Origin of the sequence: Ferdinandcohnia sp. FSL W7-1320, assembly GCF_038050315.1 — a bacterium.
Taxonomy (GTDB): Bacteria; Bacillota; Bacilli; order Bacillales; family Bacillaceae_L; genus Ferdinandcohnia; species Ferdinandcohnia aciditolerans.
The window spans coordinates 1,910,886-1,927,556 of record NZ_JBBPAM010000001.1 but is presented as its reverse complement, the minus strand read 5'-3'; the positions used below and the strand labels follow the sequence as shown (position 1 = coordinate 1,927,556).

The window sequence follows — 16,671 nt, the reverse complement described above, 5'->3', positions numbered from 1 at the left end:
AATACAGAAGGAACATAAAAAAAACCAACACGCTTAGAAAAGCGAATTGGTTTTTTATCTTATAAGGTCAATCGAAACGCTTTGACGATAATCCCATCATTTGCAGGCTCGAAATCATATTGTGGCAATCGCTCGAAGCCGTGCTTTGTATATAGCTGAATCGCATGTTTCATGAATTCACCGGTATGTAATCCGATATGCTGGTGTTTTTTTGCTTTGGAACGATTTATACATTCATTAATCAAAGCTGAAGCTACACCCTTTCCGCGAGCCTCAGGATTTACCGCTAGCATTCGAATTTCAGGATAATCCAACTTCTCCAGCTGACCTTCATATGCGTCTGTTTTAGCAGGAAACAAGACTACACTGCCAACAATTTTTTCATTAAGCTCACATACAATAAGCTCAGAACCGTGAAGGCGGTCAGCCTCAGACGAAATTGCCTGCTTAAGAGCTTGCCAATGAGGAGCTGGAATTGCCTTTGAATGCTCAAGATAAGCAGCAACTCGTTGCTCTCGAATGAAATCTAATTCATCCTGTTTAGCATCACGAATTTTCATGTTTGGCATTTCACCTACCTTTTTATTAAAAACTTTTCTTTTTTATTGCTCAATTCTTCACGGTTATGTTCGGAAAACCATACCGATTCGTCTGGTCCTTTAGGAAGAATATTGACTTCTCCTTTTGTAGGGTCAATGGTGATGGACAGGTGGTAATGACGCTTAATTGCATCAAAATCGGTTGTTTCACCGAAACCAGGTGTCTGGAACAAATCGCGGGCATAGCCCCATAGATTAGGAAACTCACGAATTAAATTACGGTTTGTACGAAAAGCTGAATAATAAGCAGCATCAAAGCGAACCAAAGTGGTGTATAAACGGACATCCGAATCCGTGATAAAATCCCCAAATAAGAAACGATGCTTGGACAAACGCTCCTCTAACTCATCTAATCTAGCAAATAATTGATCATAGGCTTGCTCATAAGCCTCCTGAGAATGGGCGAATCCACATTGGTACACGCCATTATTTACATCATGAAAAATGACATCGTTCAATGCATCGATTTCTTCACGCAATGCACTTGGAAATAAATCTGGAGCATTTTCCTTGTGGAAAGGAGACCAAACCGTTTCAAAATAGTTGGTAAGCTTAAAATAATCATTATTCACAGCCTGTTTGGTTTCAAGATCAACCATGACTGGTACAGTCGGTCTACCTGTATAATCAGGGTCCGCATTCTTATAGACCTCACTCACATACTGAACACTAAGAACAGGATCAACTCCATTGTCATCTAAGGAAAATTCCCAATCTACACGCTCAATTCTTGGTCTCATTGGACTTACTTTCCCTAAGCTAATCGCGTTTTCTAATCCAAGAATTTTACGCACAATCACAGAACGATGTGCCCATGGACATGCTGCTGACCAAAGTAAGCGGTAGCGGCCAGACTCGACGGGTAATTCACCAAGCTGATTTCCGAAAGGTGTAATAAAGCGATTCGTTTGACGATTGAAAGAACCATCGGCGTTTATTTCTACTGGTTTTATTGATGTGTCATTATTCGATTCAACAGGAATCGCACAGCTAAATGTCTGTTCATTTTGTGACATGTAATCCTCTCCCCTAAGACATATATTAAAACATAGTAACTCAATGTGTTTAATGTAATTTACTCATTATCTAAATTATACGTCAAGGAATAAGATTCAATTAACTTTTAAGTGTGAAAGCAAAAAAATACCCCTAATAAAAGGAGTATGAATGATACTTATTTTTTAAAAAACGCTTTGCCGCCTACTTTTTCAACGAGTCGAGGAAACAAGGTATAAAATACACTTCCCGCATTCATCCAGCCTGGCAGATTAATTTCCCGTTTGGGAGTCAGCATGGCATTTACAATTTTAGAAGCGACGAAATCGGGATCAAGCATAAACCGATTTACACTTTTCGCATATGTACCAGACTCATCGGCAATGTCAAAAAAACGCGTCCGAATCGGACCTGGATTTACAGCTGTTACATGGATATTTGTACTTGAAAGCTCCATCCGAAGGCTATTCGTAAACCCAAGTACCGCATGTTTTGTAGCCGAATAAACACTTGATTTTGGTGTCGCAATTTTCCCGGCCTGTGATGCGATATTAATAATATGGCCTGAGCTTTGCTGGATCATTGTGGGTAAAACCATCTTTGTACATGAAATGAGTCCAAATACATTAACCTCAAACATTGCTTTCATCTGCTCTATTTGTGCATCCACAACATTGGCAAACACACCAAAGCCAGCATTATTAACAAGCACATCAATCGTATCTACATTGCGTAATATGTCCTCAAAGACATCTTTTACATTTTCTGTATCACGAACATCTAGCTTATAAAATAAGCAGTCGATATGGTATTTTTCTTTAATGTTTTGAGCTATTTTTTCTAACTGATCATAGCTCCGGGCTAAAAGGATTGGATATGCGCCTTGCTCTGCAACAAGGTAGGCAATTTTTTCGCCAATCCCGCTCGAAGCCCCAGTAATCACAATTTTCTTTCCTTTAAGTCTAGAATTCATTCGGCCTTTTTCACCTCAAAATTAATCAAATGTGCCTCGGCGTATTTGCGCCAGATTTTTAGGCCCACAGGAAGTGGGTCATAAAGACGTTGCCACAGGATGTGGCGTTCATAGTCTTTGATCTTACGGATCGTATAATTTCATTTAAAAAATCGGGACACCCGCTGGAGGCTTAACATTATTCAATCAGGATTAAGAACTACCTACTTATATAATATACTAATACAAGTATTTAACTAACCATGTTGAGGAATCCTATTGAATAAAGTTAATTGGCGTGATATATATGTTGTCCGTTCACGACTTCTATCGTAATTTCACCAATTTCTTCAAGGAAGTCAAGCTGTCCAACTGTTTCAGATACCGTAAAGAGAGGTTGCTTTAAATATACTTTTGGGAATAACTTAGTACACACCTCAAAGGCAGTCATTGGCTTTTCCTTAATCATTTGTAGAACGTGATATGCACGTTCTTTTTGTGAGACAAATCTCTCTTGAATAAGCTCATGAGGGTTCATAATATCAGCTCCATGCCCCGTTACAACCTTAGACATGTCAAGTGATAGAAGTTTCCGTAAAGAATTATTGTACTGGATTAATGGTCTCGGTCTAGCTGTTTCACCAAATTGTGGTGGCTCAAGCAAGGGATTTGGTGAGATTTTAGCTAAGAGAGTATCTCCTGCAATAAGCATTCCATCCTCTTCGCGGTACAAAACAATATGGCTTTGTGCGTGTCCTGGCGTTTCTAACACTTTAAAGCCTGTCATACCTTCGATGAGATCTCCTTCTTCTATCGTTTTTGTAAGAGATCTACAACAAGAATATGCAAGTTCTTCATCCATATCGATTAAGTTGATAAATGCGGGATCAAGACCTAATTGAAGGAATAACTCTTTATAAAACGGTTCATTCTCTACAAAGAATTGCTTATCCTGACTAATCCATGGCTGATTTTTGGGGTGACCAATAATCGGGATATCTTTATTAAAATAATCGAGAAGCCCTACATGGTCCGGGTGATGATGAGTAATCACAATTTGGTCAATATCTGATGGTGTATAGCCTAACTGAGCAAACTGCTCAATAAAAGATTGCCACGCTTCCTCCGTTTTTGCACCAGCATCTATTAATGTTAAAGCTTCTCCCTTCACAACATACACATTTACATCTCCGACAGCAAAAGGTGTTGGCAGGGTTATTTTAAAAACATCCTTGGTCGTTTTAAGTTTATTCATAGATAAGAAATCTCCTTTGTGCTATATCAATAAAATCGTTACATTTATCCAGTTTTAGTTTACCTTTTTCATCTGATTTTGTCATTATATTCGAATAACTTCTCTATTATGTAACCGAAATTAGGCTCGTTTTACAAAAAGAAGGTATTGACATCCAGATAAAATCAGTTCATAATGACCATTAATATAAATTTCGTAAAGCAATGATTAGGACTAGTAAATCATGTAATGGCAATAAGAGAATGAGATCCACCGGCTGAAAGATCTCATAGCCCACTTCTTGATTGAACCTACCTATGAGCTGTTAGGAAAACCTAACCGTCTCCCCCACGATACGGGTTCGAGTGGAACATCGAAAAAATTAGTTTTTCAAGATGTTAAGTAAGGTGGTACCGCGGATAGCAGACCTATTCCGTCCTTTGACAAGGATGGAGTAGGTCTTTTTATTTGGCTTTATTCGTAAACTTTTTTATTGCTCTTAGATCCGAATATTATTATACATCCAGTGACTTCAGTGGATGGATGGTACGAGATCCTCGAAAATGCTTGCATTTTCTTCGTGCGATGTAGTTTCGAGGAAGCAATTCAACGTCCTGCGGGAATAGCGAGCCAAGCTAGTACCAGGAGTGGAAATCACCCTAGATCTATAAGCAGAAAAATAGCTTTTATTTTTCAATGCACGTTATTAATTACGGAGGGATAGTTATGGAAATGAGACAAAATATCGTGTTTGTTGGAGCCGGATCAATGGCTGAGGCAATGATTTCTGGAATGCTACAAAAGGAGCTCTTCTTACCCAATCAAATTTCTGTAATAAATCGCTCCAATTATGCACGATTAGAAGGTCTAAACAAAGAATATGGTGTAACCATAAGTCAAAACAAACAAGAAACAATTGAAAATGCTGGAGTCATCCTCCTAGCGATAAAGCCTAAGGACGTTGCGGAAGCTGTTTTAGCAATTAAGGATCACGTCAATGAGAACCAACTCATCATCTCTGTCTTAGCGGGAGTATCGACTACAACCATCACCGACTTATTAAACAAAGAAGTTGCCGTAGTCCGCGCTATGCCAAATACATCTGCAACTATTGGAAAATCAGCTACTGCCTTATCTGTGGGAATGTACGCAAACGAAGACCATTTACTCATTGCACGACAATTATTTGAAACAATTGGGATTGTTACAACGGTCGCAGAAAAAGATCTTCATGCAGTCACGGGGCTTTCTGGAAGTGGTCCTGCATATGTATATTATTTAGTGGAAGCGATGGAAAAAGCAGCTGACGATATCGGTCTTGAAAAAGGAATTGCCAAGGAATTAATCCTTCAAACGATTATTGGTGCAGCGGAAATGCTAAAAAATTCACCAAAGCCACCTGCTACTTTGCGAAAAGAAGTAACAAGTCCAGGCGGGACAACCGAAGCAGGTATAAAAGTATTGGAGCAATTTAACTACCAACAAGCAATGGTGTCTTGCATAAAACGTGCTACCACTCGCTCTGCCGAACTTGGTGAAGCTATGCTCCAATCAGTTTCAGAAAAGAATTAAATGTATGATATCAAAGTCAGTAGGATCTTACCAATCCAGAAAAAGTGATTTACTATTGGTAGGATTTTACTGACATTTTTGATATACTATTATTTAGAGTACCGAAATAAATCATGATGGGGAGATTCTATGAGTGCACCGCTTATTAAGGAAACACCACCACAACTAAGTATGACTACAGAAAAAATTTGGACCCGTGATTTTACCCTAATCTGCATATCAAACTTCTTTATTTTTCTCGGCTTTCAGATGACATTGCCGACAATCCCACTATTTGTAGAACATCTTGGAGGTAATGAACAGCTCATTGGATTAGTCGTTGGAATTTTCACCTTTTCCGCACTGTTAATCAGACCCTTCGCTGGCCATCAACTAGAAATAAGAGGACGACGCTTTGTATATTTACTTGGGCTTGCCATTTTCGTCCTATCTGTTGGCACCTACGGAATCATTTCAAGTTTACTCTTTTTATTTTTGTTTCGAATGGTTCAAGGGATTGGCTGGGGCTTTTCAACAACTGCTTCGGGAACCATCGCAACAGACTTAATCCCTGCCAAAAGACGTGGTGAAGGAATGGGCTATTTTGGTCTGTTCGGAAATATCGCACTAGCTTTTGGTCCTTCGTTAGGCCTTACACTTGCTGGTACAATATCCTATACAAAACTCTTTTCCATTTGCGCCATTTTAGGTTTAGTCGCACTCATCCTATCATCTAGAATCCACTATAAAAAAATCGAACCTGTAAAAGAAAATCCAAGAAAATGGGACTTTTATGAAGAAACAGCGCTCCCTCCTTCGATTCTATTATTCTTTATAACTGTTTCATTTGGAGGAATTGCAGCCTTTTTACCTTTATATACTGTACAAAAGGGAATATCCGGGATTGAATGGTATTTTCTTTTATTTGCAGTTGCTCTAATGATTTCCCGAACCTTTGCTGGCCGCCTTTATGATCAGAAGGGACATCGTGCCGTGTTTGTACCAGGTGCTTTTTCAATTGTATTAGCTATGTTACTATTAGCCTGGTTACCTAGTAGTCTTGTCCTTTACATAGCGGCTTTTATGTACGGTTTAGGTTTCGGTGCATTGCAGCCTGCCTTACAAGCATGGGCTGTACAAACGGCTCCTGACAATCGAAAAGGGATGGCAAACGCAACCTTTTTTTCTTCTTTTGATTTAGGAGTGGGGATTGGTGCGATTGCTTTTGGTCAAATCGCCTATTTATTAGGATACCAATCCATTTACATCGCCTCTGCACTATCTGTGTTAATTTCCATTTTGCTTTATTTTACATGGATTGGAAAAAATAATACTACAACTTAAGGGGCAATAGTCCCCTTTTTCCTTTTTCATCTTAAATCCCTTATCGTTTCGAAAAAAATTGGATAAAATGAATCTTAGGGATGGAGGTTGACTTATGAGGAGAATTCTTCTATTTATATCTTTTTTATTTTTCCTATACGCCGGTTGGACAGTATTAGATAAACTAGCTGCAAAAACTGATAATCAATCAGTTTTAAATACTATTACAACTGAAATCGACAGAGTATCTGAATCTGAAGAACTTGCAAATATAAAGAACAAACTGAACGAAGGCATACAATATATCGAAACATTATGGCAAACCTTTGAAGAAAAGGCACCAGAAAATTCGATTATCGACAAAAATAAAGTGAAGAAACCAGAATTAGATACACCAAGTAAACAGGCCTTTTCAATTCACAATATCGAGCTTGGGGAAAGCAAACAGAAAGTAGAAGCAAAACTTGGGGATCCAAAACGAGTGTCTTTAAATGAATATGGAACGAACTGGTATACGTATCATGAAAACTATCAAAATTTTATGTTGGTGGCTTTTGACTCGGAGAATAAAGTTGTAGGTTTATACACAAATCAGGACCTCATCTCATCGACAAAAGGAATCAAGTATGGAACACAAAAACAGGAAGCACTTAATCTACTGGGGGAACCAATGACGCGAATTCAAAAAGGATTTGTGTACTATGAATTTCAACAGGACCGGGACTATGATGTCTTCCACATAGATAACACCTATGTCACCCTTTTTTATGATAAACAGCAGAATAACACGGTGACCTCGATTCAAATTGTTTCAAAAGCTCTAGAGCAAAAAAGAGCCGATTTTTACACAGATGCAAGTGATCAGTTGAAAGAAGGGTTCGAATATCAATTATTTGACCTAACAAATGCATCTAGAGTAAATCATGGACTAGGCGTTCTATCTTGGGATGATCATGTGAAGGAAACGGCTCGAAAGCATAGCTTAGATATGGCGAAAAATGATTATTTTAGCCATACTAATTTACAAGGACAGTCTCCGTTTGATCGAATGATTGAGGATGAAATTTTATTTACCATTGCTGGTGAAAATCTCGCTTATGGACAATTTAGCAGTATTTTTGCCCATGAAGGTTTAATGAACTCAATGGGACATCGAGAAAATATTTTAAAAAAGGAATATAAATATTTAGGTGTGGGAGTCGCCTTTAATACGGAGTCTCACCCCTATTACACTGAAAACTTTTACACAAAATAAGGCATTTCACCTATATCCCTCTCAATTTTTGGTTATCCTACCAAAGAGGTGATTTTGTGAAACTGATACGTTTTTTACTTTTTTTAGGCCTTCTTAGTGGCTTTCACAGTGTAACTCTTGCCGGGCAAAACGATGTTGAATATGGCCCTTTTACAATTATTCAAAAAGAGTATGTTGATTTAGACGGTGATGGTAAGAAGGACATCATTGAGCTTTACGCACGAAAAAATCAATATAACCTTGCGAACGAATGGTCTTTAAAAATCAATGGGGACCAATTAGGAACCTATCATAATAAACAGGATTTATATCAGCTGGCTGAAATGCAGTTTGCAGATGTCATTCAAAACGGGAAACAGGATATTCTCCTCTATTTTCGTTCAATCGGAAGTGGCGGTATCACTGGTCTAACTGTCCTAAGCTATACAGGTGAAAAAGTGGAGGAAATCTATACTGACCCTAATTCTTCAGGATGGTTTGATGAAGCAAAAAAGCGTTATTCAATGAAATACACTGGCGATTATCAGATTGAATTTATAGATAAGCAAAATAGCCTGGAAGCAATCATTCCATTATCAGAAGAGCGCTACCGTGATTTTCCTGATAAAAAAGAACTGCGTGATCGACTTCAAGAAATGGAGACATGGGTAGATCCAGCTTCGGGATATCGTTTCGATAAATTAACCAAAATGAAGCCGCAAGAAATTGTTGCCATCCAGGCTGTTTCCGGAATTGCCCACTATGACATAATCGCTTATCTCGAAACAAGATATATATTTAATAAGCAAAATCAAAAATACATGCCAACGAAAGTGGCACTCATAAGTAAAGAAACAGGAAAGAAATTAGCTGAAGCCCCTGTTAAATAAAGAAAGGCATCGACGAGATAAAGTCGATGCTTATTTTTTTAATATGCATAACTAAAATGATATAATATTTAGTATTACGAAATACATAGGAGGCTTAAATCACATGGAATCAGGATTATTCTCACCCTATACAATTAAAAATGTTACCTTAAAAAATAGAATTGTTATGTCACCGATGTGTATGTATTCCAGTCACAATGAGGATGGGAAGCTTCAGGATTGGCATTATACCCATTATGTTAGCCGTGCTGTTGGTCAGGTAGGGCTCATCATGGTAGAGGCAACCGCAGTAACCCCGCAAGGAAGAATCTCGCCACAGGATTTAGGTATTTGGAGCGACGATCATGTGCCAGGATTAAAAAAGCTAGTTGAAATGATTAAAGCATATGGCTCAAAAACATCCATTCAAATTGCCCATGCCGGACGAAAAGCAACAGTAACAGGAGATATTGTTGCTCCTTCTGCCATTAGATTTAATGAAAGCTACAAAACACCAAAGGAATTATCGATAAATGAAATAAAAGAAACAATCGCTGCATTCAAGGATGGAGCAAGACGCGCAAAAGAAGCTGGCTTTGATATTATTGAGATCCATGGGGCACACGGCTATTTGATAAATGAATTTTTATCTCCACTTTCAAATAAACGTGAAGATGAATATGGCGGGAGTCCCGAAAATCGCTATCGCTTCCTAGAAGAGGTAATCGAAGCTGTTCAAGAGGTATGGGATGGTCCACTATTTGTTCGTGTATCAGCAAATGATTATGCGGAAGGTGGTTTGACTCCTACCGATTATGTACAATATGCAAAACGCATGAAAGACCAAGGTGTGGATCTAATAGATGTCAGCTCTGGTGCTGTTGTTCCAGCAAAAATTGATGCATATCCAGGCTACCAGGTTGGTTATGCAGATAAAATTCGCAATGAAGCCAATATCCCTACTGGCGCAGTTGGTTTGATCACCAAAGCTGTTCAAGCTGAAGAGATATTAAAAAATAATCGGGCTGATTTAATATTTATTGCTCGAGAATTATTACGCGACCCTTATTGGCCAAGAACGGCTGCAAAAGAGCTTGGTGTTTCAATTGATAGTCCAAAACAATACGAACGCGGATGGTAATAATAATTAACAAAAAAATCGACAAGTGCCTTTGCCTTGTCGATTTGTTATATCATGAGAAGTTCCCGGATATCTTCTTCTGTCAATGCCGTTTTTTCCTCAGAATCAATAAGATCCGTAATAAGGTCACGCTTTTTCTCCTGTAATTTATTCATCTTTTCTTCGATTGTGCCGCGTGCAAAAAGCTTAATTACTTGGACTACCTTTTTCTGACCGATTCGGTGGGCACGGTCAGCAGCCTGTTCCTCGACAGCTGGATTCCACCAAAGGTCATATAAAATGACGGTATCCGCTCCTGTCAGATTCAGACCCGTTCCTCCTGCTTTTAAAGAAATTAAAAAGAGTTCTCGTTCTCCAACATTAAAACGTTGACATAATTCCACTCGTTCCTCTGTAGGTGTTTGTCCATCAAGATAGAAATAAGTATACCCCCTACTAGATAATTCCCTACCAATCAGTCCAAGCATTTTCGTAAATTGTGAGAAAATCAAAACTCTCCTTCCAGAAAGTTTGGATTCCTCGATAATTTGTAAAAGTTGCTCAAATTTTGCAGAACTCCCCTTATAACCATCCACAAATAAAGCAGGATGACAACAAATCTGTCTTAGTCTGGTGATTCCAGCAAGGATTCGTATCCGATTCTTTCGTATAGTATCTTTATCAAGATGCTTTAATGTATCATGACGAAGCTTCGCTAAATAGGCAGCGTAAAGCTTCTTTTGTTCTGGTAAAAGTTCAGATGATTCAAGAATTTCAATTTTCTCCGGTAGCTCTGCAAGGACGTCTTCTTTCACACGACGAAGTAAAAATGGGCGAACCTTTCTTGCGATATCTTTCCTTGATAGATGACTATATTCCTTTAACCCCTTAAAAAGCTGTGGAAAAACAACATAGTAAATGGACCAAAGCTCTTCAATTGAATTTTCAACCGGTGTTCCAGTTAATCCAAAACGATGATCTGCTTTTAGTTTTTTAACAGCTCTTGCAGTTTGGGTAACTGGATTTTTAAAGGCTTGAGCCTCATCGAAGAAAACGGTATGGAAGTTAACAGACTCATACCATTTAATATCACGTCTCAATAACGGATAGGATGTGATAAGAACATCCATGTCCTCACATTCTTTTTGTAGAGCTCTTCGCTCATCCTTTTTGCCATCAATTACAATTGCTTGAAGTTCAGGAGCAAATTTCAAGATTTCATGGAGCCAATTGTATGTTAACGATGATGGGCAGACAATGAGAACGGGCTTCTTATTTTCCCGAATCTTTTGAAGCTCAGAAACAATAAAAGCAATACTCTGTACTGTTTTACCCAGTCCCATATCATCCGCAAGTACACCACCAAATCCATAACTTGCGAGAGTTTTCAACCATTTAAAGCCTTGCTTTTGATAATCTCGTAAAATGGTATCTAAATGATGAGGGACTTCTATACTCAAATGACTAGGATTTCGAATGGAATCAAGAAAATGGCGGAATGATTCCTCAGCTGTATAGATTTCATCGTCATCGAACGAATCCAAAAGAGGTAAGGCTTCCATCATTGGCATGTTTAAAGTTGCTTCAAAATCATCGTCCTGAATTGGAACAGCCTTTAAAAATCGCTGAATTTCCTCCATCTCCCTCGTTTCAAGTGAGAGCAATGAACCATTTTTCAAGCGGTAATATTTACGTTTTTCCTCAAGGGCACCTAAAATTTCACGAATTTCTTGGTCTGCAATGCCCTTCATCTCAAATTTAAACTCAAGCCAATTTGTACGTTCTTTTTTTATTTTCACCCTTATTTTCGGATGTTCAGTTTTAGGTAAAATGCGATTTCGAATAGCTGTCGTAGCATAAATCTGACAGTGAGGTTGCAACTTTGGAACGATATGATACAAAAACTCATATTCAAGTTCCTCATTATGCATGTAATACCCACCCTCCGTCTTCGAAAGACCGCTATCATCCATAATTCTTAAAATCTCATCCTCTTTTTCTATATCCCTAATTACCATAGGTCCTGTTGGGATATCACGATTCTCAAGAGGTTGGATGATGGTATTTTCATAGTGAAACTCAAGCCCTGCCAGCAGTTTGTTTCGAAGTCGATCCAAGTAAAGCTTAGCAACAAGTGGAGTTTTCAAAAATTCTTTGGAAATGGCTTGAGACATATGAACGACACCAATTTTTTTCAAGCTGGGTACGATTGTTTTTAGAAAAAATTGAGTTTGTTCCTTTGGAATTGGAATATGATTAGCACCTGGATTTACGAGCATGTTCTTTAAATCAAATAAGCGCTCACAATCTTGTTCAGAAATTTGATAGAGCCGTCCTTCACTTAACACTATATGATAGGATTTTAAAATAATCATTCTGTTAAATCCTTGGATGGTTAATTGATAGTCACTTTCTTGCCCTTCTTCAAATGAAAAATGCAGTGGTGGTGGTCCCTCTTCGATTTGAAGGCCTTCATATGTATTATCTTTGTTTTCCATATAAACAGACGGGCACTTAGATAATAAAGGTACGAGAACTTTCCAGGAAGATGGCGGAATTAACAATATTTCACGAGTTTCCAGATCATCTAACGAGTTTACTTCAAAATAAACTTTTTCATCCTCAGTAACTTTAATCAATTGGTGAAGTAGAGTATCTACTTCATATAAAAAACAATGGAGATTTGGATCATATGAAAATTGTTCAGATATCAAACTAGTCTTTCCTTGTTTGATATTCTCAAGAAAAATACGAATATCATGTACCCCTACCTGTTCAATTCCTATTTCCAATCCAATTAAGACTTGCTCATTCGAAACCTTAACGGGCTTACATATGAATCTAACGTTGAGTACTTCTCTTTTTTCAAAGTGAAGCTGATGGCCACTAGATCGTAACGGCCGATTTGTAAATAATGTCATGAAATCATTAGTCAATTTTTCGTTAGTAGAAGTTTGAATTTCACCGAAAGCTAATGGTTCTTGATTTTGCTGTTCATTTATCGCAATCAAAACGGCAGCAATATGCTGACATTCCTTGTCGAAATTAGCAAGGGATGGACAACTGCATGTAGTCACTAATTTTCCTTGTCTATTTTTTTCAATTGTTACGTGAAAGTCCTCTGCTCCTTTAACAATGGCCTTGCATTTATTTGATCCATATTCAGTTAATAGAACCTTGTTTGTTCGATAAAAAACGTCCCCTCTTTTAAAGGAGACGGTTCCACACATTTCCTTTATCAATTTTTGATTGATTTTGATATCCATGGATTCCGACTCCTTTCTATCCTAGGTTTACTTTTGATTTAGGCCTTGTCCTTTAACAAAATCCTTCATATACATCCGCTTTGGATTTTCAAGCATGTTTGCCATCTGCCCTGTCCATGTATCTGAGCGTTTCCCATTTGTACGTGCTTGATAATAGGCTGAGATAGTTTGGTTGTAGGTACGCAGCTCTTGTTTAAATAAGTCTTCATCCTGGTTATATTCACCTTCATGATAAATATGCTCGAAAGGAAGACGTGGTTTTTTATCAGGCATTTGGGCTGGATAGCCCACCGCAATTCCGAAAAGAGGTATCACAAATTTAGGGATATGTAGGAGTTTGCAAACCTCGTCTAGATTGTTACGCAGTCCACCAATATAGCAAGCACCCAATCCCATTGATTCTGCTGCAAGTACTGCATTTTGAGCAGCCAATGCAGCATCTATTGTAGCGACCATAAATTTCTCTGTACTCTCCAATGAAGTCGATAAGTCCTTTTCCTCCATTTGGCTTATAACCTGGTGACGATGTAGATCTCCACAAAACACAAAGAAATGACCATTCTCGGCAACATAAGCCTGGTTACCAACGATTTCCGCGAGCTTCTTCTTTTTATCTGGATCTTTCACGCCAATTATGGAATAGGCTTGGATAAAACTAGATGTTGAAGCTGCTTGGGCACATTCAACAATCGAACGAATTTGTTCATCTGATAATACTTTTTCTTCAAATTTACGAATCGAACGGTGATTCATAATTGTTTCAATAATGGTATTCATTGTTATATACCTCCAATCTAGTTGTCCTTATTTTTTGTTTGGTTTGATTTTACATCGTATCTTAAGAAATCTGCTGCCATATAAGTCGGCTCAAACACTTGCTGAGCTTCCTCAAGAAGCTTCTGACAATCATCACCTTGATATCTAGAGCTTATATGTGTAAGTATTAATTGTTTGACCTCCGCTTGTTTGGCAACATCCGCCGCCTGAGTTGTGGTAGAGTGAAAATAATCATGAGCTAAATCAGCTTCATTTGAACTAAATGTTGCTTCATGAATAAGTATATCTGCATCCTTTGCAAGTTCAATACTTTCCTTAACATAACGGGTATCACCTAAAATAGTCACTATACGTCCCTTCTTAGGTGGACCAATATATTCCTCTCCATTAATCTGACGTCCATCCTCAAGGATAACTGTTTGTCCTTCTTTAATTTTTTGATAAATAGGCCCAGGTTTAATTCCTTCTTTTGATAGCTTATCCACAAGCAATGTTCCTGGGAGGTCTTTTTCTACAATTCGATACCCATAAGATTGAATTCCATGCTCTAATGTTTTTGCAGTAACACAAAATTGCTCGTCCTCAAAGACTACGCCTTCTTCAATTTCAACGATTTCAAGTGGATATCGAATATGTGTGGTACTTACCTTTATAGAAGTTTCAATAAATTCGTTTATTCCCTTAGGGCCATAAATAGTTAATAAGGACTCTCCTCCTTGAAAGGAGCGACTTCCTAATAACCCTGGCAAACCAAAAATATGGTCACCATGCAAATGAGTGATGAAAATTTTTTCTATTTTCCCTGGTTTTATAGATGTATGTAGGATTTGATGCTGTGTTGCTTCCCCACAATCAAACAACCAGGTGGCCCTACGTTCATCCAGCAATTGTAAAGCAATTGAAGTGACATTCCGCTCTTTTGCGGGTACCCCTGCACCTGTTCCTAAAAATACGACTTCCACTCAGAAATCCTCCAAATAATTTTTAAATTTTTATGATAGTCTTCGTTTATATTCCATTAACTACTATATCATATTCTCCCATTTGTTCTCTAGATAAGCCACTTCAACGACTACTTATAATCGTTTTCGAATATCCATCCCTGGTTAAGGCATACTTTTAAAAGGAGTTTGAAAAATTCATACGAATTAGTTGATTTACTAAACAAAAAAGTATACATTAAATAAATATCACTAAAGCTTTAAGAAGTGGGGGATTTATATGACAAATACAGCACCAAAATCAATCGTGGTTATTTTTGGAGCAACAGGTGATTTGGCAAATCGAAAGCTTTACCCTTCTATATATAACCTTTATACGAAAGGAAAACTCTCTGACAATTTCGCGGTTATCGGGGTGGCAAGACGCCCATTAGAGAATGAAGAATTCCAACAAAACGTAAGAAATTCTGTATCGGGAAGATTTGAGGAAAATCGTGAGGATATCGAGAAGTTCTCAAAACACTTTTACTACCTTCCGTTTAATGTGAATGATCGTGCTTCTTATAAGGAATTAAAAAACCTAGCTGAAAAACTAGATTCAACTTACAAAACAGAAGGTAATAGGATCTTTTATTTAGCAATGGCTCCAGAGTTTTTTGGGACAATCGCAGTCAACATTAAAGCTGAAGAATTAACGGATACAGAAGGTTATACAAGACTTGTAATTGAAAAACCTTTTGGACATAACCTGCCATCTGCAAAGCAATTGAATGAGAAGCTTCGTCATGCTTTCTCAGAGGATGAAATTTACCGAATCGACCATTATTTAGGAAAAGAAATGGTCCAAAATATTGAAGTCATCCGCTTTGCAAATGCAATTTTCGAACCACTTTGGAATAATCGATACATATCAAATATCCAAGTCACATCAAGTGAAGTACTTGGAGTAGAAGATCGCGGCGGCTATTATGAAAAATCAGGCGCTCTCCGAGATATGGTACAAAACCATATGCTTCAAATGGTTGCATTATTAGCGATGGAACCGCCAATTAAATTAAATACCGATGAGATTCGTAGTGAAAAAATAAAAGTATTGCGTGCCCTTCGCCCATTAGAAGAAGAGGATGTAAAAAAATACTTCGTTAGAGGGCAATACGATGCTGGTACGTTAAATGGCAAACAGGTTCCTGGTTACCGAGAAGAGGAAAAAGTAGACCCAGCATCAAATACTGCTACATTTGTTGCCGGTAAACTTCTAATCGACAATTTTAGATGGGCAGGCGTTCCTTTCTATATCCGTACCGGTAAGAGAATGAAGAAAAAATCAACAAAAATTGTAGTTCAATTCAAAGACATTCCGATGGATTTATATTATAAAGAGGAAAATGAGCAACAAAATCCTAACCTGCTTGTCATTAATATCCAGCCTGATGAAGGTATTACACTTTATTTAAATGCAAAAAGACCAGGTCAAAACACAATGACATTACCTGTTAAGCTTGATTATTGCAATAACTGCATTGATGGTATAAACACACCTGAAGCTTATGAAAAGCTAATTTATGACTGTATGATGGGTGATACAACAAACTTTGCTCACTGGGATGAAGTGGCCCTTTCATGGCGCTACGTCGACTCAATTTCAAAGGTTTGGGAAAACCAAATTGCAACTGAATTCCCAAATTATCCATCTGGTTCTAATGGTCCTAAGGCGTCTGATGAACTATTGGCAGAAGATGGATTCCACTGGTGGCCAGTAGAAGACTAAAATGAAAAAAGAGACCCGACTCTATGAGTCGGGTCTCTACT

The 16,671-nt window shown here is 37.9% G+C and carries 13 protein-coding genes; 6 read left to right on the top strand and 7 right to left on the bottom strand.

All coding sequences use genetic code 11. The features are described 5' to 3' along the window. Nucleotides 1-59: 59 nt before the first annotated feature. The 4 genes from NST91_RS09650 to NST91_RS09635 form a co-directional block, all read right to left on the bottom strand. Nucleotides 60-560: a GNAT family N-acetyltransferase gene (locus tag NST91_RS09650; protein ID WP_341330956.1), complete on the bottom strand. Its 501-nt coding sequence runs from the start codon at nucleotides 558-560 to the stop codon at nucleotides 60-62. Nucleotides 561-574: 14 nt separating this feature from the next. Further along, on the bottom strand, nucleotides 575-1,615 hold the full coding sequence (locus tag NST91_RS09645; protein WP_341330955.1) for a glutathione S-transferase family protein: 1,041 nt from the start codon (nucleotides 1,613-1,615) through the stop codon (nucleotides 575-577). Nucleotides 1,616-1,773: 158 nt separating this feature from the next. After that, nucleotides 1,774-2,568, bottom strand: coding sequence for an SDR family NAD(P)-dependent oxidoreductase (locus NST91_RS09640; protein WP_341330954.1), 795 nt, complete (start codon nucleotides 2,566-2,568; stop codon nucleotides 1,774-1,776). 268 nt (nucleotides 2,569-2,836) lie between these two features. After that, the gene (locus tag NST91_RS09635) at nucleotides 2,837-3,802 is read right to left on the bottom strand and encodes an MBL fold metallo-hydrolase (protein ID WP_341330953.1); all 966 of its coding nucleotides are present in this window, start codon (nucleotides 3,800-3,802) and stop codon (nucleotides 2,837-2,839) included. 705 nt (nucleotides 3,803-4,507) lie between these two features. Here NST91_RS09635 and proI point away from each other — a divergent pair. The 5 genes from proI to namA all read left to right on the top strand — a co-directional run bounded on the left by proI (nucleotide 4,508) and on the right by namA (nucleotide 9,899). Further along, on the top strand, nucleotides 4,508-5,353 hold the full coding sequence (gene proI, locus NST91_RS09630; protein ID WP_341330952.1) for a pyrroline-5-carboxylate reductase ProI: 846 nt from the start codon (nucleotides 4,508-4,510) through the stop codon (nucleotides 5,351-5,353). 129 nt (nucleotides 5,354-5,482) lie between these two features. Then, nucleotides 5,483-6,676 carry an MFS transporter gene (locus NST91_RS09625; protein ID WP_341330951.1) on the top strand — a complete coding sequence of 398 codons (1,194 nt, stop codon included), beginning with the start codon at nucleotides 5,483-5,485 and terminating at the stop codon, nucleotides 6,674-6,676. 94 nt (nucleotides 6,677-6,770) lie between these two features. Then, nucleotides 6,771-7,910: a CAP domain-containing protein gene (locus NST91_RS09620; RefSeq protein ID WP_341330950.1), complete on the top strand. Its 1,140-nt coding sequence runs from the start codon at nucleotides 6,771-6,773 to the stop codon at nucleotides 7,908-7,910. Nucleotides 7,911-7,966: 56 nt separating this feature from the next. Then, nucleotides 7,967-8,779, top strand: coding sequence for a YybI family spore inner coat protein (locus NST91_RS09615; protein ID WP_341330949.1), 813 nt, complete (start codon nucleotides 7,967-7,969; stop codon nucleotides 8,777-8,779). A 103-nt stretch (nucleotides 8,780-8,882) separates the two neighbouring features. Beyond that, nucleotides 8,883-9,899 (top strand): NADPH dehydrogenase NamA, encoded by a 1,017-nt coding sequence (gene namA / locus NST91_RS09610; protein WP_341330948.1) that lies wholly within the window; start codon nucleotides 8,883-8,885, stop codon nucleotides 9,897-9,899. Nucleotides 9,900-9,946: 47 nt separating this feature from the next. Here namA and NST91_RS09605 read toward each other — a convergent pair whose 3' ends face one another. The 3 genes from NST91_RS09605 to rnz are packed head-to-tail and all read right to left on the bottom strand — an operon-like array spanning nucleotide 9,947 to nucleotide 14,883. Further along, complete coding sequence (locus NST91_RS09605) at nucleotides 9,947-13,144, bottom strand: SNF2 helicase associated domain-containing protein (protein ID WP_341330947.1); 3,198 nt, start codon at nucleotides 13,142-13,144, stop codon at nucleotides 9,947-9,949. A gap of 27 nt (nucleotides 13,145-13,171) precedes the next feature. Further along, nucleotides 13,172-13,921, bottom strand: coding sequence for an oxygen-insensitive NADPH nitroreductase (gene nfsA, locus NST91_RS09600; RefSeq protein WP_341330946.1), 750 nt, complete (start codon nucleotides 13,919-13,921; stop codon nucleotides 13,172-13,174). A 17-nt stretch (nucleotides 13,922-13,938) separates the two neighbouring features. Then, the gene (gene rnz, locus NST91_RS09595; RefSeq protein ID WP_341330945.1) at nucleotides 13,939-14,883 is read right to left on the bottom strand and encodes a ribonuclease Z; all 945 of its coding nucleotides are present in this window, start codon (nucleotides 14,881-14,883) and stop codon (nucleotides 13,939-13,941) included. A gap of 259 nt (nucleotides 14,884-15,142) precedes the next feature. On the opposite strand from rnz, the gene zwf reads away from it, so the two are divergent. Next, the gene (gene zwf, locus NST91_RS09590) at nucleotides 15,143-16,630 is read left to right on the top strand and encodes a glucose-6-phosphate dehydrogenase (protein WP_341330944.1); all 1,488 of its coding nucleotides are present in this window, start codon (nucleotides 15,143-15,145) and stop codon (nucleotides 16,628-16,630) included. Nucleotides 16,631-16,671: the final 41 nt, after the last annotated feature.